This window comes from Flavobacterium sp. 22659 (assembly GCF_052044235.1).
GTDB classification, from domain to species: Bacteria; Bacteroidota; Bacteroidia; order Flavobacteriales; family Flavobacteriaceae; genus Flavobacterium; species Flavobacterium johnsoniae.
In genome coordinates this window covers 15,197-35,017 of sequence record NZ_JBQEMU010000014.1, presented here as the reverse complement: position 1 = coordinate 35,017, position 19,821 = coordinate 15,197, and the positions used below count along the sequence as shown (strand labels likewise).

16 protein-coding genes are annotated in these 19,821 nt (G+C 34.0%); 11 read left to right on the top strand and 5 right to left on the bottom strand.

The window, feature by feature from the left end:
* Positions 1-25: 25 nt before the first annotated feature.
* The gene (locus ACTJIW_RS14670) at positions 26-259 is read right to left on the bottom strand and encodes a hypothetical protein (RefSeq protein ID WP_433815912.1); all 234 of its coding nucleotides are present in this window, start codon (positions 257-259) and stop codon (positions 26-28) included.
* A 248-nt stretch (positions 260-507) separates the two neighbouring features.
* On the opposite strand from ACTJIW_RS14670, the gene ACTJIW_RS14665 reads away from it, so the two are divergent.
* Entirely contained in the window at positions 508-1,293 is a 786-nt protein-coding gene (locus ACTJIW_RS14665) for a hypothetical protein (protein WP_440714809.1), read from the top strand.
* A gap of 258 nt (positions 1,294-1,551) precedes the next feature.
* Here ACTJIW_RS14665 and ACTJIW_RS14660 read toward each other — a convergent pair whose 3' ends face one another.
* Positions 1,552-2,364 carry a mechanosensitive ion channel family protein gene (locus ACTJIW_RS14660; protein WP_274252692.1) on the bottom strand — a complete coding sequence of 271 codons (813 nt, stop codon included), beginning with the start codon at positions 2,362-2,364 and terminating at the stop codon, positions 1,552-1,554.
* A gap of 395 nt (positions 2,365-2,759) precedes the next feature.
* Between ACTJIW_RS14660 and ACTJIW_RS14655 the strand changes: the two genes are divergently transcribed.
* Both ACTJIW_RS14655 and ACTJIW_RS14650 read left to right on the top strand, forming a co-directional pair.
* Positions 2,760-5,666: an FAD-binding and (Fe-S)-binding domain-containing protein gene (locus ACTJIW_RS14655; RefSeq protein WP_440714810.1), complete on the top strand. Its 2,907-nt coding sequence runs from the start codon at positions 2,760-2,762 to the stop codon at positions 5,664-5,666.
* Between the two features lie 282 nt (positions 5,667-5,948).
* Positions 5,949-7,880: an amino acid permease gene (locus ACTJIW_RS14650; RefSeq protein ID WP_440714811.1), complete on the top strand. Its 1,932-nt coding sequence runs from the start codon at positions 5,949-5,951 to the stop codon at positions 7,878-7,880.
* Positions 7,881-8,049: 169 nt separating this feature from the next.
* Here ACTJIW_RS14650 and ACTJIW_RS14645 read toward each other — a convergent pair whose 3' ends face one another.
* On the bottom strand, positions 8,050-9,294 hold the full coding sequence (locus ACTJIW_RS14645; RefSeq protein ID WP_440714812.1) for an aminotransferase class I/II-fold pyridoxal phosphate-dependent enzyme: 1,245 nt from the start codon (positions 9,292-9,294) through the stop codon (positions 8,050-8,052).
* Positions 9,295-9,628: 334 nt separating this feature from the next.
* Between ACTJIW_RS14645 and ACTJIW_RS14640 the strand changes: the two genes are divergently transcribed.
* The 5 genes from ACTJIW_RS14640 (at position 9,629) to ACTJIW_RS14620 (ending at position 13,153) form a co-directional block, all read left to right on the top strand.
* Complete coding sequence (locus ACTJIW_RS14640; protein WP_274252697.1) at positions 9,629-10,087, top strand: Lrp/AsnC family transcriptional regulator; 459 nt, start codon at positions 9,629-9,631, stop codon at positions 10,085-10,087.
* 163 nt (positions 10,088-10,250) lie between these two features.
* Complete coding sequence (locus tag ACTJIW_RS14635) at positions 10,251-10,496, top strand: hypothetical protein (RefSeq protein WP_149208184.1); 246 nt, start codon at positions 10,251-10,253, stop codon at positions 10,494-10,496.
* Positions 10,486-10,779: a type II toxin-antitoxin system RelE/ParE family toxin gene (locus ACTJIW_RS14630; protein WP_149208183.1), complete on the top strand. Its 294-nt coding sequence runs from the start codon at positions 10,486-10,488 to the stop codon at positions 10,777-10,779. Before ACTJIW_RS14635 ends, ACTJIW_RS14630 begins: the two co-directional genes overlap by 11 nt.
* A 271-nt stretch (positions 10,780-11,050) precedes the next feature.
* Positions 11,051-12,454, top strand: a complete 1,404-nt coding sequence (gene lpdA, locus ACTJIW_RS14625; RefSeq protein ID WP_440714813.1) for a dihydrolipoyl dehydrogenase — start codon at positions 11,051-11,053, stop codon at positions 12,452-12,454.
* Between the two features lie 156 nt (positions 12,455-12,610).
* Entirely contained in the window at positions 12,611-13,153 is a 543-nt protein-coding gene (locus ACTJIW_RS14620) for a lipocalin family protein (protein ID WP_012024201.1), read from the top strand.
* A 55-nt stretch (positions 13,154-13,208) separates the two neighbouring features.
* Here the strand turns inward: ACTJIW_RS14620 and ACTJIW_RS14615 are convergent, their stop codons facing one another.
* Entirely contained in the window at positions 13,209-13,583 is a 375-nt protein-coding gene (locus tag ACTJIW_RS14615; protein ID WP_012024202.1) for a DoxX family membrane protein, read from the bottom strand.
* Between the two features lie 210 nt (positions 13,584-13,793).
* Complete coding sequence (locus tag ACTJIW_RS14610) at positions 13,794-14,708, bottom strand: DUF4349 domain-containing protein (protein ID WP_433815928.1); 915 nt, start codon at positions 14,706-14,708, stop codon at positions 13,794-13,796.
* A 177-nt stretch (positions 14,709-14,885) separates the two neighbouring features.
* On the opposite strand from ACTJIW_RS14610, the gene ACTJIW_RS14605 reads away from it, so the two are divergent.
* The 3 genes from ACTJIW_RS14605 to ACTJIW_RS14595 all read left to right on the top strand — a co-directional run bounded on the left by ACTJIW_RS14605 (position 14,886) and on the right by ACTJIW_RS14595 (position 19,787).
* On the top strand, positions 14,886-16,172 hold the full coding sequence (locus tag ACTJIW_RS14605; protein WP_440714814.1) for an anthranilate synthase component I family protein: 1,287 nt from the start codon (positions 14,886-14,888) through the stop codon (positions 16,170-16,172).
* A gap of 217 nt (positions 16,173-16,389) precedes the next feature.
* Complete coding sequence (gene tilS, locus ACTJIW_RS14600; protein WP_440714815.1) at positions 16,390-17,700, top strand: tRNA lysidine(34) synthetase TilS; 1,311 nt, start codon at positions 16,390-16,392, stop codon at positions 17,698-17,700.
* A complete protein-coding gene (locus ACTJIW_RS14595) occupies positions 17,700-19,787 on the top strand; it encodes a cytochrome c biogenesis protein CcdA (protein ID WP_440714816.1) in 2,088 nt (695 codons plus the stop codon). Before tilS ends, ACTJIW_RS14595 begins: the two co-directional genes overlap by 1 nt.
* The last annotated feature ends 34 nt before the right edge of the window (positions 19,788-19,821 follow it).

The following is a 19,821-nucleotide window of genomic DNA, read 5'->3' as shown; positions in this document are numbered from 1 at the left end:
TTGAGGTTTTATTTTTTTTTAATCTTTATTCTAACTCCAAATAAGGATTTAAAGTTTCTGCTAATTCATTGAGCCAGTAAAGACCATCTCTTAATTTGATGATTTCGCTTTGAAATGTTTCGTGTTCGCTCAAAACGCATAAAGCGAGTGTAAAATTTACTTGCCTTAAAGTTTTAGCCATTTCTACAGGATCAATTCTGTCGTTGAAAAAATTCAAAAGCTTGATTTCGGTTTCCTTGGAAAGAGTGTTGTTAATCATATTCCTAAATTTTAGAATAATAACCCTTGAAGTTTAATGAATTTTACATTTCACTTCATCTGTGGTCAAGTTTATATTAGTTTATTCTTTGTGTTTAGGACTGTAAAGGTATTAAAAAAATATTTAAAAGTAAGAAAAAGGCTATTTTTTAATTTAAAACAACAAATTGTTTGTTGCAGTTAATTGTCTTCGTATGGTAAATGTAAAACGTTATTTTTACAAAAAACAATATCCAAATAAATCAAATAATGAAAAATAGAATTTTGATACGTATTGCTTTGTTTTGTAAAGCATTATTCTTAATTAGTGTATTTTATAGTTGTTCAGAAAAAAATAATGTTGCTCCTATTTATGCTGAAATTCCAGACGCAAATTTTAAAGCTTGTTTAAGAAAGATAGTGCCATTGGCTTTTACAGCTGATGGTAAATTTATATCAAATCATCCCTCTGTTGTTTCTTATGATGAGATAATGAGTATCAGAAATAAAAATATAACTTCTTTATCAGGTATTGAATATTTTACATCCCTAACAAAACTTGATTGTTTAGATAATAAGTTGACAACTATTGATGTAAGCAAAAATTTGGCGTTGACGAATCTTTATTGTGGGCATAATAAGCTTACACATATTGATGTAAGTAAGAATATAAATTTAATAAAAGTTGACTGCAGTAATAATAAACTTATTACTCTTGATGTTAGTAAAAATCACAATTTAATCGAGCTTTTTTGTTGTTGTAATTTGATAACTACTATTAAGTTTGGGGAAAATGATGTTTTAAGAGAAATTTATTGTCCATATAATCAACTTTCTGTTTTGGACGTTAGACAAAACAAAGGATTGATAGAACTGAATTGTAAAGATAATCTACGTAATACTGTAATTATTGTAGATCCAAATAGCAAACTTACTAGGCTCTATTTAGATAGTTTTATTATGTGTAATCATCCTAGTATAAAGGCTTTTAAAGATCGAGGAGGCGAATTATATGGTACTTATTCAGAGGTATTGCCACCATTTACATGTAAATAAAACAATAAGGAAAAAAATCTAATGAAACCAAGTGCCCTAGCCCTGATGGGAGCGGCATACTTTTGCGCCGGGGTTCGGCGTAAAAGATATAGCGGACAGCAGGAAATAGCTCCTTATTAAACTTCTAAATTTTTTGAGTACCAAATTCCAAAAGAAAACATTCAAAAATTGTTTTCAGAAGCCTTCGACTTCGCTCAGGGTGACAATTGAGTTAGAGAAAAAACCTTGTCCCTTTGCAACTTTGAGCCTTTGTACCTTTTATTTCAACACAAACTCATTTTCTTTCAATTTCTTTAAAACTGCAGCAATAATTTTAGAGCGGCATTCTGAATTTTCCGTCGTTGAAGCCGTTTTAACCCAATACCGAATATTGAGCTGAATAACTCCTGCAGCGGCAACATCGGTAATTACGGCTGCATTTTCGTGGTCTTTTTCCGTTACATCTTCGCTGTTTCCTAGAACTTCTTTTACGAGTTCGATGGCGCGGGTATAATCAGAACCATATTCGAGTCCGACGGTGAAAGTCTGAAGCAGAAAACCTTCGCTGTTGTAGTTAATTAAGGTATTTTTTATAAGAAGTGCGTTTGGAATATAAATAATTTTCGAATCGCTTTTTACTTCGGTATCACGCAGGTTGAGGTTGATGACTTCGCCTTTTACGCCGTTGCTTTCAATAATATCGCCAATAGAAAACGGACGTTTGAAAGCCAGAAGAATTCCGGCAAGAAAATTTTCTCCAATATCTTTAAGTGCAAAACCAATTACAAAAGCCGAAATCCCCGCTCCGGCAAGCATACTTTGAGCAACGCCGTCAAGACCAATAATTCGGAACATAAATAAGATTCCAATAATAATTAAAACCGATTTTATTAAACGTGCAATAAAAACTGCCAGAAGGCGATCGTGCATTTTCACTTTGAGTCGGTTTCCGGCAAAAATGCCCACTCGGCTTGCGATAAACCACGAAACGAGAACAACTAAAACGGCCAGAATAAATTTTGGCGTAAGATCGACAATGCTATTGTAGTAACCTTCGAGATGGTTGATGACGTCCTGAAAGAAATTTTCCATAATTGTAAAAAGCGTAAAATGTTTAAAATTGTTGAGTGAATTTTTAAACACATAGAAACATAGTTTTTCTTTGCACTTAAAGGCATTTCATTTGTTTAAATTCACATAGTTGCGTTTGTAATTCTATGTGTTAAAATCTAGATTTTTCAACTATTCTCAGAATTTAAAGAAATAAATCTATGTTTCTATGTGTTTGAAAATATTACCCAACTTGGCAAAACAATAAAATTACTTTTTAATAAGTTTTACGCTTTACAGGATTCTCTCAGAATTTTATAAAATATGGCGGAGTTGTTACATAAAATCCAAAAATAGAATCGTTTTGCCCTGCGATATTTTTATCTTTGTGATCTGAGTTTTTTCAGGAAATATTTTTATTAAAAGCACCATTTAACATGTTGACCCAATCTCATTTAGATCAATTAGCCAGCGAACTCGAAGGCACACTTTTGTACGATGATCTTCATAAAACACTTTATTCGACAGACGCATCAGTATATCGGATTCGGCCAAATGCGGTGGCTTTGCCTAAATCTACGGCCGATATCAGCAGGTTAATTCGCTTTGCGGCGCAGCATAATATTTCAGTTACACCAAGAACTGCCGGAACTTCACTCGCAGGACAAGCAGTTGGAGACGGGCTTGTAATTGATGTTTCGAAAAATTTCACCAAAATATTAGGTTACAATGCCGAGAAAAAAACGGTTACGGTTCAGCCCGGCGTTATTCGAGATGAACTGAATTTGTATTTGAAACCTCACGGTGTATTTTTCGCTCCAATTACATCAACTTCAAACCGAGCGATGATTGGCGGTATGGTGGGAAATAATTCATCTGGAACGACTTCTATTCGTTATGGTGTTACACGTGATAAAATTGCCGAGGTAAAAGCTATTTTGAGCGATGGAACAGAAGTGGCTTTTGGCGAATTGACTTCGGCAGAATTTATTGAGAAAACCAAAGGCGATTCTTTAGAAAATAAAATATATAAAAGCGTTTACGATGAACTTTCGGTAAAAGAGAATCAGGAAGAAATTATAAGAGAATTTCCAAAACCGGAAATTCATAGAAGAAATACAGGTTACGCCGTTGATATTCTGTTAAAATCAGAATTATTTGGCGGAACTGAACCCACAATCAATCTTGGGAAATTACTTTGCGGAAGCGAAGGAACGCTGGCTTTTACAACCGAAGTGACGTTGAAAGTAGACGATCTTCCTCCGCCTCACAGCATTATGGTTGTCGGACATTATCATACCATTCAGGAATCTTTAGAATCGGTTGTGGTGGCAATGAAACATCATTTGTACACTTGCGAAATGATCGACGATACGATTTTAGATTGTACGAAAACGAATCGTGAGCATATTAAAAACCGTTTCTTTTTGGTTGGAGAACCAAAAGCGATTATGTTGTTTGAAGTGGCTTCTCATACTCTAGAAGATGCAGAGAAACAAGCTGATGCTTTGATTGCTGATTTAGAGAAAAACAATTTTGGTTACGCGCAAGTAAAAATCTACGGAAATGATATTGACAAAGCCAACGAACTCAGAAAAGCAGGTCTTGGACTTTTGGGAAGTATTGTAGGCGACGATAAAGCTGCAGATTCGATTGAGGATACAGCGGTAGAATTAAGCGATTTACCTGCTTATATTGCGGAGTTTTCGGCGATGATGTTACGTCACGGACAGGAAGCTATTTATTATGCACATGCCGGTGCGGGAGAACTGCATTTGCGTCCGGTTTTGAATTTGAAAAAAACATCTGACCTAAAATTATTCAGAACCATTGCAACAGAAGTGGCGCATTTGGTGAAAAAATACAGAGGTTCGTTGAGCGGTGAACACGGAGATGGAATCGTGCGCGGAGAATTTATTCCGTTTATGATTGGTGACAAGAATTACGAATTGCTGAAAAGAATCAAATTAGCGTTTGATCCGAATTCGGTTTTAAATATCGGAAAGATTGTCAACGCTTTGAAAATGGACGAAAACCATCGTGTGATTTCAGGAAGAGTAGAACCTGATATTAAAACGTTTCAGGATTTTTCAGATAGTTTAGGAATTTTGCGTGCAGCCGAAAAATGCAACGGTTCTGGCGATTGCCGAAAAATGCCATCGGCAGGCGGCGCAATGTGTCCGAGTTATCGTGCGACACGAAATGAAAAAGAAACGACTCGTGCAAGAGCGAATGCTTTAAGAGAATATTTGACGTATTCTGAAAAAGAAAACAAATTTGACCAGAAAGAATTATACGAAGTTTTTGAGTTATGTGTAAGCTGTAAAGCCTGTGCGAGCGAATGTCCGAGTAATGTTGATGTTGCAACTCTAAAAGCGGAGTTTTTATATCAATATCAAAAAGCAAACGGATTCTCTACTAGAAACAAGATTTTTGCCAACAACGCCAAACTGAACAAAATGGGAAGCAAATTCCCGTCGATTACGAATTTTATTTCGAATCAGTCTTTGGTTAAAAAAACAATGGGAATTGCGCCAGAAAGACAAGTACCGCTTTTAGCAAAAAAGACGTTTAGAAAATGGTATCAAAATAATAAACCTGCGATATCAGATTTTCCAAATGGGAGATTGTATTTGTTTGTAGATGAATTCACAAATTATTACGACGTAAATATCGGGATCGATGCTTTTGAATTATTGACGAAATTAGGGTATCAGGTTTTGGTTGTAGATCATGAAGAAAGCGGAAGAACGTATCTTTCAAAAGGATTTTTAGAAGAAGCCAAGAAAATTGCCAATCACAACGTAAATATTTTTAAAGATTTGATTTTGGCGAATGCACCTTTAATTGGAATTGAACCTTCGGCGATTTTAACTTTTAGAGATGAATACCTTCGTTTAGCCGATGATAAAGAAGCTGCAGAAAAACTATCCCGAAATGCTTTTACAATTGAAGAATTCTTTAAAAAAGAAATCATAGACGGAAAAATAACTCCGGATTCTTTCTCTGAAGAAACGAAAGAAATTAAAATTCACGGACATTGTCATCAGAAATCGTTAAGTTCTGTTGAAGCAACTTTTGCAATGCTGAATCTGCCTAAAAATAATACGGTTACGATTTACAATTCTGGTTGTTGCGGTATGGCGGGTTCGTTTGGCTACGAAAAAGAACATTATCAGGTAAGTATGCAAATGGGAGAGGATACACTTTTTCCAAAAGTACGCAGCACGGCCGAAAATGTAAAAATCGCCGCTGCAGGAACAAGCTGCCGACATCAAATTTATGACGGAACAAAGCGAGAAGCACAGCATCCGGTTAGTATTTTGAGGAATTGTCTGCGTTGAGAAATGGCTCACTGATTTTACAGATTGAACGGATTAACGCAGGGTTATAAAAAAAATAAGCAAACAGAATGATTAAAAACTGTGTTAATCCGTTCAATCTGTAAAATCGGTGGGCAAAAAAACAATCTGCACAAACCAGTTAAATCCGTACAATCCGCGGGCAAAAAATATTAACGTAAAACAAAATCGTTTTATATATTTGAAATAAGGATATTTTTTGCATTATTTGCAAAATAAAACAAAAACGACTGAATTAAATTAATTTATAACAGTAAAACATATATGGCATTATCAAGTTTATTCCGAAAGAAAACAGTACAGGATATTCTGAAGCAGGTTGCTCAGAATGAAACAGACGGTCATAATGCCTTAGGAAAACATTTGACAACTAAGGATTTAACAGCCTTCGGAATAGCTGCGATTGTTGGAGCGGGAATCTTTAGCACCATTGGAAAAGCGAGTGCAGACGGCGGACCAGCTGTAATTTTCTTGTTCTTATTTACTGCTTTGGCTTGTAGTTTTGCTGCCTTTGCTTACGCCGAATTTGCATCGATGGTTCCGGTTTCAGGAAGTGCTTATACGTATTCTTATGTTGCTTTTGGAGAATTAATTGCCTGGATAATCGGCTGGGCTTTGATTATGGAATATGCCGTTGGAAATATTACCGTTGCCATATCGTGGAGTGATTATTTTACCGGACTGCTCCAGAGTGGCGGTATTCATCTCCCGCAATGGATTCAGATGGATTATTTAACTGCGTCAAACGGATTTAAAGATGCTGAAGCTTTAATGCGAGGTGGAAAATCATTCGAAAATTTAAGCACTGCTTTACAACAAGCCCATACAGCCTGGACAACAGCACCAACAATAGGATCTTTCCATTTTGTAACTGATTTACCGGCATTATTTATCATTATTTTGATTACAGCTTTGGTGTATAGAGGAATGAAAGAATCTCGTAACGCCAGTAATTTAATGGTGGTTATAAAACTATGCGTAGTACTTTTAGTAATTGCAGTTGGTGTATTTTATGTTGATACAGCAAACTGGGATCCGTTTGCTCCAAATGGAGTTGGAGGGGTTTTAAAAGGAGTTTCAGCAGTTTTCTTTGCCTATATTGGTTTTGATGCAATTTCTACAACCGCAGAAGAATGTAAAAATCCGCAGAGAGATTTACCACGCGGCATGATGTGGGCTATTATTATTTGTACAATTCTTTATATTGCCATTGCTTTGGTTTTAACCGGAATGGTAAAATATCACGAATTAAATGTTGGAGATCCTCTTGCATTTGTTTTCGACAAATTAGACTTGAAATGGATGTCGGGAATTATTGCTGTGAGTGCAGTAGTGGCAATGGCGAGTGTTTTATTGGTTTTTCAAATGGGACAGCCTCGTATCTGGATGAGTATGAGCCGTGATGGTTTATTGCCAAAGAAATTTTCTACAGTTCACCCAAAATTCAAAACTCCGTCTTTTGCTACAATTGTAACAGGTTTTGTAGTGGCAATTCCGGCATTATTCTTAAATCTTACAATGGTAACTGATTTATGCAGTATCGGAACATTATTTGCCTTTGTATTAGTTTGTGCAGGAGTTTTAGTTTTGCAAAACAAACCAGAAATTCCGAGAGGAAAATTCAAAACGCCTTATATCAATTCAAAATTTATTCTGCCAGTTTTAATGATTGCGGGATTGTATTATGCTTTTGCATTCAACAATAAAGCAACAATGGCGTTTATCAATAACGATCCGCAGATTTACGATGCAACTTCAATTGTTACTTCTTTAGATAAATCAGAATCAGAGCAGGTTTTTAAATATTTAGAAAGTATCGAAGTAAACAATAAAACTGCTGAAACATCAGATTTAGAGCATTTATTAGGACAATACCAAGACGACGAAGTGAAATATGCTGAAGTGGTAAAAGGATTGCCAATTGCAGATTCTGCAAAATACGAATCAGGTTTTGGTTTGTTCAAACACAAAATACCAATGTGGATTTTCCTATTTGTTTTAGTTGGATTAGCTGTTTGGGCTTTTAGAAGAAACTTGTCTTTAATTCCGCTATTAGGATTAATCTGTTGTTTGTATATGATGGCCGAATTAAGCGTTTGGAACTGGATTTATTTTACAATCTGGTTATTAATTGGACTATTAATCTACTTTACTTACAGTAGAAAAAACAGTAAACTAAACGTAGGTAATTATTAATTGTGAATTATAAATTATAAATGAAAAAGCCGTTCTGAAAATTAATCAGAACGGCTTTTTTATGTAAAGATTCATTTAAATTTTCTCGCGCAGATTCTGCAGATTTACAGATTTTTTATTAAATCTCTAGTATAATCTATATAATCGAGCCAAATCTGCGAGAAAAATTTTAGTGTATCTCTGTGAAAACTTCTTTGTGATTTTTTGCGGAATTCAAAATCCCAAGTTCAATCATACATTGCTTCATCATTTCGTAAGTACGGTCAATATCATTATCCAAACCAATCGAAAAACGAATTAAACCATCTGTTAATCCCATTTCTTTTTGTTCTTCAAGCGGAATTTCACTCGAAGTTGAGGTTCCCGGCGCGCTGAATAATGTTTTATAAAAACCTAAACTTACTGCTAGATAACCTAAATTTCTGGCTTGCATTAACTCCATTAATTCATTCGCTTTTTCCAAAGTTCCAACATCAATCGTCAGCATTCCTCCAAAACCGTATTCCGGATTAATCATCGTTTTGTACAGTTCATGACTTGGATGACTTTTTAGACCTGGATAAACCGTTTTTAAACCGTCTTTTTCAAATTGATCAGCTAAAAAATGTGCATTATGACTGTGCTGTTTAATTCTAATATGAAGCGTGCGAAGGTTTTTCATAACACTTGCAGAACGCAGACTGTCCATTGTAGGTCCTAAAAGCATACTTGCACCAGAATTTACATTTTTCAGTGAATTAATAAATTCTTTCGACGCACAAGTTACACCGCCAACTGTATCACTGCTTCCGTTAATGTATTTTGTTAAACTATGAATCACAATATCGGCCCCCAATTTTGCAGGAGAAACAGAAAGCGGTGAAAATGTATTGTCGACAACCAATTTCAAATTGTGTTTTTTGGCAATTTTAGCCAAACCAGCAATATCAGCTACTTCAAGCAATGGATTACTAACCGTTTCGCAGTACAGAACTTTCGTTTTTGGCGTAATCGCAACTTCTACAATGTCTAATTTTGTAATGTCAACAAAGCTCGTTTCAATCCCAAATCTTGGTGTAAAGTTTTTCAGAAAAGCATAAGTTCCGCCATAAATCGTTCGGCTTGAAACTATATGGTCGCCAGCACCGCACAATTGCAATAGAGTAGGCGTAATGGCTCCCATTCCTGATGCAGAAACATTTGCCGTTTCAGTTCCTTCCATTGCAGCCAAAGCCTGATCCAGATATAAATTACTTGGCGACGAATGGCGAGAATATAAATAACAGCCTTCCATATTTCCTTCGAAAGTATCGAACATGGTTTTAGCCGAAAGAAAAGTATAAGTCGAAGAATCAGAAATCGACGGATTCACACCGCCAAATTCTCCAAAATATTGCAAATCCTGAATTTTATCTGCTGGGTTGAAGTTTTTCATTTTTATGTCATTGCGAGGAACGAAGCAATCTCATCCTCTAGTTAGTATTAATGTTTAGGAGCTATTTCCTGCTATCCGTATCTTATATGGTGAACCCCACCATAAAAGGATGCCGCTTCTATCAGGGCTAGGACTCTCGTTTTCAAATAAATTCTATTCAAAATAAGATCTAATTAGAAAATTAATCAATCATAAAATGAATAATTAGATTTTAAAACTATAAAAATGTATTTGTAATGATTTTTAATCTAAATTTGATTCATATAAAGCATTTAAATAGATTTTCTATCATTTAGATAAACTATCAACAATCAACCAAAAACCATCAACTATAATGGCTTTAGACGCTACAGATAAAAAACTCTTGGTTTTACTACAAACCGATAGTAAAAAAACAACCAAAGAATTATCCTTAAAACTTGATCTTTCTGTTACAGCGGTATATGAAAGAATTAAAAAGTTAGAACGCGAAGGAATAATCAAAAACTACGTCGCGTTAGTCGATAAATCCAAAATCGAAAAAGGATTTGTAGTTTTCTGTCATCTTAAACTCATTCAGCATACCAAAGAATTCTTAACCAAATTCGAAAGTGAAGTCATCAAACTAAATGAAGTTTTAGAATGCCATCATGTAAGCGGCGATTACGATTATATTTTAAAAGTTCTGGTAAAAGATATGGAAGCGTACAGGGAATTTTTAGTAACAAAACTGACTTCATTACAGCACATTGGAAGTACACAAAGCATGTTTATGATTAGCGAAGTGAAGAATTCAACGGTGATTTCTTTTTGAGAGGTTCAAAGGTTCAGAGAGGTAATCCCGATAGCTATCGAGACAAAGGTTTTCATGTAGCGACGCACCACAATGCGTTTAACACTATGTTAAATACATAGCTGAAAACATTAACAAAATTCAAAGCAAAAAAATCTTAAATTTGAGTTTAAATACAAACAAAATGGAAACGAAAGAATTAAGACGTAAGCTTATCAAAGACTTTGGAAAATTCATAGACGACGATTCAAAATTAGAGATTTTAGAAAGCGTTTTTGATGCTATTAATCACGATGAAAAAGAGTCAGTTGTTCCAGATTCACATTACAATTTGGTTTCTGAAGAAAGAGAGAAATATTTGTCTGGAAAAATAGAGGCAGGTACTTGGGAAGAAGCAGAGAAACGTTTGAGTGCTAAGTATGGTTTTTAAAATCAAAATTTTACCATTAGCAGAAAAAGAAATTGATGATTCGATTGAATTTTACGAAAGAAGAAGTAAAGGCTTAGGAAAGCAATTTCTAAATTATTTAAGATCTTATCTCAAGGTTTTAAAAACAAATCCAGAATTATTCGAAATTAAAAAAAAGCCAGGTTATCGTGAAATGACTTTGGTTAAATTTCCTTTTGTTATCATTTACGAGATTATTGAAACAGAAATAATCATTTATTCAGTATTTCATACTTCAAGAGATCCTGAGAAGAAATCTCATTAAGTAACTCCATAACAAGAATCTAATCTTTGTAGAGCTTTTCGTGGAAATTTGCTTAGCCAGTTTGTTATCGCTTGAGTCTCCTTTGTCTAGATGACAAATAGAGCGTTATAATCTTTGCTTAAAACAAAACTTTGCGAACCTCTGCGTAATTCTTAGTGCCCTTTCCGGTAAAACTCACACCCAAAATTTCACGCAAAAAACATTGAAAATTAAACTTTAAACAGAACTTTATTGCTTAATTTTGTAACCGCTAAAATAAAAACAAAATACTATGAGTTCATTTGACGTAGTCATTATAGGTTCAGGTCCTGGAGGATATGTATCAGCAATTCGTTGCGCACAATTAGGTTTCAAAACTGCAATTGTAGAAAAATATAATTCATTAGGCGGAACTTGCCTTAACGTAGGTTGTATTCCTTCAAAAGCATTATTATCTTCTTCTCATCATTATGCTGAAATTGCTCATTTTGCAGATCACGGAATTGAAGTTTCCGGCGATGTAAAAATCAATTTAGAGAAAATGATCGCACGCAAGCAAGCTGTTGTAGATCAAACAGTAGGTGGTATTAACTACTTAATGGAAAAAAATAAAATTACTGTTTTCAATGGTTTAGGTTCATTCGTAGACGCAACTCACATTGCTGTTGCAAAAGCTGACGGAACATCAGAAACTATTGAAGCAAAATATACTGTAATTGCTACAGGATCAAAACCATCTTCTTTACCATTCATCAAAATTGATAAAGAAAGAATCATTACTTCTACTGAAGCTTTGGCTTTAAAAGAAGTTCCAAAACACTTAGTAATTATTGGTGGAGGAGTTATCGGAATCGAGCTTGGACAAGTTTACCTTCGTTTAGGAGCTCAGGTTTCTGTAGTAGAATTCATGGACAGAATCATTCCAGGAATGGATGGAGCTCTTTCTAAAGAATTGACTAAAGTATTGAAAAAACAAGGAATGAAATTCTACGTTTCTCACAAAGTAAAATCAGTTGAAAGAAATGGTGATGCTGTTGTAGTTCAGGCTGAAAATGCAAAAGGAGAAACAATTACTCTTGAAGGAGATTATTCATTAGTTTCTGTTGGTCGTCGTCCTTACACAGACGGATTAAACGCTGACAAAGCTGGAGTAAAAATTTCAGACAGAGGACAAGTTGAAGTAAACGATCATTTACAAACTAACGTTCCAAATATCTACGCAATTGGTGATGTTGTTCGCGGCGCGATGTTAGCGCATAAAGCAGAGGAAGAAGGAGTAATGGTTGCTGAGATTTTAGCAGGTCAAAAACCACATATCGATTACAACTTAATTCCTGGTGTAGTTTACACTTGGCCAGAAGTTGCTGCAGTTGGACAAACTGAGGAGCAATTGAAAGCTGCAGGAGTAAAATACAAATCTGGAAGTTTCCCATTCAAAGCGTTAGGACGTGCAAGAGCAAGTGCTGACTTAGACGGATTCGTAAAAATCCTTGCTGACGAAAAAACAGACGAGGTTTTAGGAGTTCACATGATTGGTGCTCGTACAGCAGATTTAATTGCTGAAGCGGTTACTGCAATGGAATTTAAAGCTTCTGCTGAAGATATTTCTAGAATGAGCCACGCGCACCCAACTTTCGCGGAAGCGGTAAAAGAAGCAGCATTAGCAGCTACAGAAAATAGAGCTTTACACGTATAATTTTTACGTCGAATCATATTTAAAACCGTCAGAGCAGTCTGGCGGTTTTTTTATGCAATATTTTTAAGCGTTATATAATATAATAATCAAAAATAATTTTGTAAATTAGATGTAGATTTCAGGTGCTATCTTTATGATAATTAAAAAGATAGTATTATGAAAAGTAAATATATAGTTCCAGTTTTGATTGGAGCAGGAATTGGTCTCGCATTGTATTCTTGCGGAGGAGGAATTCCAGAGAAAGCAAAAGCTGTAACAAACTTTGACAGCGCAAAATATCTCGGAAAATGGTATGAAATTGCCAGATTAGATTACAAATGGGAAAGAGATTTGAACAATGTAACAGCCGAGTATTCTTTAAACGAAGATAAAACTATAAAAGTCGATAATAAGGGCTATAATGTCAAAAAAGACAAATGGGAACAAAGTGTCGGGAAAGCTAAATTTGTCAAAAAAGACAACATTGGTATGCTAAAAGTCTCATTTTTTGGTCCTTTTTATTCTGGTTACAATGTCGTAGCAATCGATCCTGATTATAAATATGCACTTGTAGCTGGAGAAAGTTTAAAATATATGTGGATACTTTCCAGAGAAAAAACAATTCCGGAAAGTGTAAAAGCAGATTTTCTTATCAAAGCTCAGGAAATCGGATATAAAGTAACTGATTTGGTTTGGGTAAAACATGATAAGTTGAATTAAATAAAAAACGCCGATATTTTTAAATATCGGCGTTTTTTATTTTTATCTGTATGAATCAAGGAGTAAATACAGTTTTATAATTATCCCAATATCTGTAAATCAAAAATAAATTTCCAAGGAAAAGCAATACAGCAATTGGCAGACCTTCTGGCGCAAGGAAATAATTAATAAACAAAATATTGATTGTAATAGGTAAAATCAGAATATTTGCCAAAGTCACAAAACGACCTGTAACAAATGAAAGACCACAAAGCAATTCAACTGTTTTTGCCAAAGGCAATAAATAAGTCGAAGCAACTAATCCCATATTAAATGCCTTAAAATTACCTGTTGTTTCTGGTTCCGGCGCGAGTTTAAAAAAGAACGAAATTGAAGCAAACAGCAAAAGAAGGCCGATTAAAACGCGGACAATAATAGTAGCAATTTTCATAATACTTAGAATTTAAAATAGGTTAAATGATATAATTAGTGGGTTGAAAACGCAAAATCTATATTCATCAATTAAAACTGAAAATTTATTTAAGCCAGCTTTTTTTTGAGAATTTAACAATCAATAATATTCTATTTTGGGATTAGTTTAATGCTATATCAAATATAATGATTTTTTTTCTTACTAAATGTTGTATTTTAACAGTTTTGATTATTTTTTGAAATATTTTCTATAAACAAAATAACCTCCAATGCCAATCAGTATAAACGGCCAAAGATTAAGGAAAAATATAAAGACTGCCTCAATAATATATAAGCCGTTTTTTAAGGCATCTAAAATCTGAATTCCTAAATTAGGTCTATAGCTGCTGCTGTCTTTTTCGCTTGCCGTTACGTCCTGTTTTATTGTCTGGTTTTGATAAAGCTGTAAAGTAATTGTGCTGAAATTAATCTGATCTTTTAAAGAAAGATTGTTTACTAACGCATTGTCACTTGCTTCTTTTTGATTTGTCAATGTATTTTCGGCATCAACAATATCATTTACTTTTTTGCCTTTATTGTCAATTGCTTTTTCTATTCGGCTGGCACTTTCGCTGTTTCTTTTTTGTGAAAGCTGATTGCTTAAAAGTTTTAAAGAGACATCATCGGCTTTAATAACTCTAAAATCCAAAAAGTCAATTTGTCTTGCAATTGTTTTAATTACTGTATCCAGCTGCGTATTAGGAACTCGGATTGTAATGTTATTTTCTACTGTAAATTTAGTTGTTTCCAGAGTGCTGTCCTGACTGATTTTAGTGCTGATCTGGTCCTGAATATTGCTTTGCAGATTCGTATAGGTTACAAAACCTCCAAATTTTTGAACTGCATTTTCGATTGCATAAGTTGATTTTACAACATTCTTGACTTTAAATTTAAGATCTGCAGTTCTGATAAATTTTTGTTTACTGTCTTTGTTTTCGACTGCTGCAGATGATGAAACTGCTGTGCTGTCTGCTGAGGCATAATCAGCTGTTGATTTTCCTGTTGCATAGGCATTTTCAGCAGATGTATTTTCGGCTTTTTTACAGGAAAAAAGCAGCACTATGATGGCTAAGCCGGTCAATCCTAATTTTACAATTGTTTTCATAAAGGTTAAAAATTTGATTAAAATGAACGTTTGTTGGTTAAAGGTTTCTAATTGTGTAAAATATTTTATGAATCGATTCAAAAACGATATACTAAAAAGCGTGCCAATAATTTTAAGATATTCTTTTTATTGAAGGATTTTTTTTGTTGTAATTTTGAAGTTTAAAAAATATCATTTTTGAGAGTTTCTATTCATAAACATATTTCAAATCCTTTTGATTTTAAACAACAGCTATTAAGCTGGTCACAGCAGTTTCGAGAGGTTGTTTTTCTGGAAGGTAACGGCTATCCTGAACAATATTCAAGTTTTGACTGTATTCTTGCTGTTGATGCTTTTACATCAATTAAAACTGATTTTCATAATGCATTCGAAGATTTAAAACAATACCAGCAAACCACTAAGGACTGGTTGTTTGGTTATCTGTCGTATGACTTAAAAAATGATATTGAAGATTTAAAATCCAACAATTTTGACGGATTAGAATTTCCGGATTTGTTTTTCTTTCAGCCCAAAAAAGTATTTCTGCTTAAAGGAAATGAACTGGAAATACAATATCTGCTTTTTTGTGATGATGAATTAGAAGATGATTTTAATGAGATAGTCGGAAGTCAAAAGTCAAAAGCTGAAAGTTCTGCATCTTTAAAAATTCAACAGCGTATTTCAAAAGATTTATACGTAGAAAAAGTAAACCAAATGCTTCATCATATTCATATTGGTGATATGTATGAAGCCAATTTCTGTATGGAATTTTATGCTGAAAATGTTGTTATAGATCCTCAGGAAAAATTCAGAAAACTAAATGAAATTTCGCAGGCGCCATTTTCGGTTTTCTTTAAAAATCATAAACATTTTCTGCTTTCGGCATCTCCGGAACGCTATTTAAAAAAAGTTGGAGAAACTATTATTTCCCAGCCCATAAAAGGAACTTCAAAAAGAGCTGCAGATCCTGTAGAAGACAAAAAATCAAAAGCCATGCTGGCTTCAGATGAAAAAGAACGTGCAGAGAATATTATGATAACTGATTTAGTACGTAATGATCTTTCGCATACAGCTCAAAAAGGTTCGGTTGAGGTAAAAGAACTCTGCGGTATTTATTCATTTCTGCAGGTGCATCAAATGATTTCGACCGTTGTTTCAAAATTAGACAAACAATATTCGGCTGTAGATGTTTTAAAATCTACTTTTCCAATGGGAAGCATGACTGGAGCACCAAAAATTTCGGTAATGAAAATCATCGAAAATCTGGAAGAAACTAAACGCGGACTTTACAGTGGTGCTGTAGGATATTTTACGCCGGAAGGCGATTTTGATTTTAATGTGGTAATTAGAAGCATATTATACAATCAGGAAAAACAATATGTTTCGTTTTCAGTAGGAAGCGCTATAACATCTAAGTCGATCCCTGAAAAAGAATACGAAGAATGTTTGCTGAAAGCCAGAGCAATGCACGAAGTTTTGCGATAATTTTTTTCGCTGCTAATGGCACGAATTTGCAAAAATTACTTTTTTGCACAGATTAAAAAGATTTACACAGATTTTTTAATCATTTAATCTGCGGCTAATTTTATTGCCTGTATTTTAAAGGGAAAAATTCGTGAAAATTTGTGCAATTCGCGGCAGAAAAAATCCGCTTAACATTTCATTTAAAAATAGATCGAATTTAATTTTTTACTTTTATCGAATGCTTTCAAAATTTCAAAATCATATCGTATCCAAATTTCCTTTCTTAAAACAGAAAAAGCTTTTTCTGGCTGTAAGCGGAGGATTAGACAGTATGGTTTTACTGCATTTGTTTAAGCAGTTAAACTATGAAATTGCTGTTTTGCATTGTAATTTTCAACTTAGGGGATTGGAAAGTTTTGGCGATCAGGAATTTATTCAAAACTATTGTGATAAAAACAATATCAAAATTTTTACTACTCAATTTGATACTCAGGCGTTTGCAGAAGATTATAAGCTTTCGATACAAGTTGCGGCAAGAGAACTTCGATACAGTTGGTTTTATGAGCTTTTAGAAGAAAAACACTTCGATTATCTCTTAACAGCCCATCATGCCGATGATAATCTGGAAACTTTTATCATCAATTTAACCCGCGGAACCGGATTAGACGGCTTAACCGGAATTCCGGAACAAAACGATAAAATTATTCGTCCATTACTTTCATTTTCAAGAGAAGAAATTTTAAAATACGCTCAGGAAAATAATATAGAATGGCGTGAAGACAGCAGTAATGCTTCGACTAAATATGTTCGAAATAAAATTCGTCATGATTTGGTTCCGGTTTTAAAACAAATCAATCCTAATTTTTTGGATGCTTTTCAAAAAACACAATCTTTTCTGCAGGAATCAAAAGAAATGGTAGAAGATGCTTCGATTGTGATTTATCAGCAAGTTGCGAAAGAAGCCGGAGACGACATTCATTTTGATTTAAACCAGCTTAAAAAACTTCCAAATTATAAATCGTATTTGTATCAATGGCTGAATGAATTTGGTTTTTCGGCATGGAAAGATATTTATGATTTGGTTGAAGGACAATCCGGGAAACAAGTTTTTTCAGATGAATTCAGACTGCTGAAAAATCGCGAAATTTTGATTTTGACTCCAATTTCAGAAACATCAGAAAAAGAAGAATTTGAAATTTATGAAAACGATACAGAAGTTAATTTTCCCTTAAAAATGACACTTTGTAACGTAGGTCACACAACATTCGGTTCAAATAGAACTATATTTGTCGACGCTGAAAAAATCCAGTTTCCTTTGAAATTACGTAAATGGAATGAAGGCGATGTTTTTCAGCCTTTTGGAATGAATGGTAAGTCTAAAAAAGTAAGCAAACTTTTTAAAGACGAAAAAATGTCCCTGATCGAAAAAGAAAAAACATGGATTTTGTCTTCTGATGATCAAATAGTCTGGATTGTTGGAATTAGACAGGACGAACGTTTTAAAATAAAAAATACCACAAATAAAATACTTAAAATAGAATTGCAATAATGAACTTTAATCAAAATCATCGAGCGATACTTTCAAGAAGTATCTGGAATAAAATAACCGCCTTTTTACTGCTGTTCTTTTTTACTTTGGCAGGAAATGCTCAAATTTTAGAGCCTGTAAAATGGACTTCTAAAATTGAAAAAAAAGGAAACAATGCCGTATTAATTTTTGATGGAACAATCGAAAAAGACTGGCACATGTATTCGCAGTTTACACCAGACGGCGGACCTCTTGCACTTGAAATTTCTTTTAAAAACCAAAAAGGGAACTACGAATTAGTTGGAAAAGCAAAAGAAGGCAAAACAAGAACGGCTTATAATGACGTTTTTGGAGTAGATGAAACTTTTTTTGAAGGAAAAGCACATATTGAACAAGAAATAAAAATCATTAATCCGAATTTAAAAACAGTAGATGTAGATTTTGATTTTCAGGTTTGTAAAGAAGTTTGTATCAATTCAAGCAAGAAATTCTCGATTGCTGTTCCTTCAACTTTCAAAATAGATGAAGCCCTTCCTGTTGTATCAGAAGCAAAATTAGATGAAACAAAAACGGCTGGTTTAGCAGTTGATACTATTAAAAAAGAAACAGCTGCAGCTGAAGATCAAACTGTAAAAGCTGAAAATGAAGCTAAAGAAGATATTCCGGCTCCTGCACCAGCAAGAAGTTTATGGTCAATCTTTTTTATTGCATTTTTATCTGGATTTGCAGCTTTGTTAACACCTTGCGTTTTTCCAATGATTCCTATGACGGTTAGTTTCTTTACGAAACAAAGTAAAAGTCGTGCAAAAGGGATTAGAAATGCTATTATTTATGGACTTTCTATTATTGCAATTTATGTGATTTTAGGACTTATAGTAACTAAAATATTTGGTGCCGATGCCTTGAATGCTTTGTCTACAGATGTTTGGTTTAACCTGATTTTCTTTGTAATCTTAATCATTTTTGCTACTTCATTTTTGGGTGCTTTCGAAATTATGCTTCCAAATTCATGGGCAAATAAAGCAGATCAACAGGCAGATAAAGGCGGGTTGATCGGGATATTATTCATGGCTTTGGCTTTGGCAATTGTATCATTCTCTTGTACAGGACCAATTGTGGGGACTTTATTGGTTGAAGCAGCTTCAAACGGAGGAATTGCTCCCGTAGTTGGAATGCTTGGTTTTTCATCGGCATTAGCGCTTCCATTTATGTTATTTGCTATGTTCCCGGGCTGGTTAAATTCACTGCCAAAATCTGGCGGATGGTTAAACACCGTAAAGGTAGTTTTAGGGTTTTTAGAATTAGCTTTAGCATTTAAATTTTTATCAAATGCTGATTTAGTTCTTCAATTACATTTCTTAGAAAGAGAAGTTTTCATCGCAATCTGGATTGCAATTTTTGGAGCTTTGACTTTATATTTATTCGGAAAAATAACTTTGCCTCATGATAGTCCAACGCACCATATTTCGGTTGGAAGATTGTATTTAGGATTACTTACTTTAGTGTTTACAATGTATTTAATTCCTGGACTTTGGGGAGCACCGTTAAAATTAATCAGCGCATTTCCACCACCGCCACAATATAGCGAAAGTCCTTTTGGAGTAGGAGGTTCTGGTAACGGAGCTGTTTCTTCAGAATCAATAAAAGGACTTCCTGAAGGTGCAGAATTAGGTCCGCATGGTATTATGGTTTTTCATGATTATGAAGATGGATTAGCTTATGCAAAAGAAATTAAAAAGCCAATTATGCTCGATTTCACAGGTTATGCTTGTGTAAACTGTAGAAAAATGGAAAACAATGTTTGGTCAGAACCAACAATTCTTCCAATTCTAAAAAATGATGTGGTTTTGATTTCGCTTTATGTAGATGACAAACGTGAATTGCCAAAAGAAGAACAATTTGTTACGAAATCCGGAGATAAAATCATTACAGTTGGAGATAAATGGACAGATTTCATGATTTCTAAATACAAAACCAATACACAGCCTTTATATGTGATTACAGATTTAGAAGGAAACAATTTAAATACTTCTAAACCGACAATAAGTTATGTAAGTGCCGATGAATATTTACATTGGCTGAAAGAAGGAATTTCTAACTTTAAATAATTATTTAAGAATTAAGAATTAAGAATTAAGAATT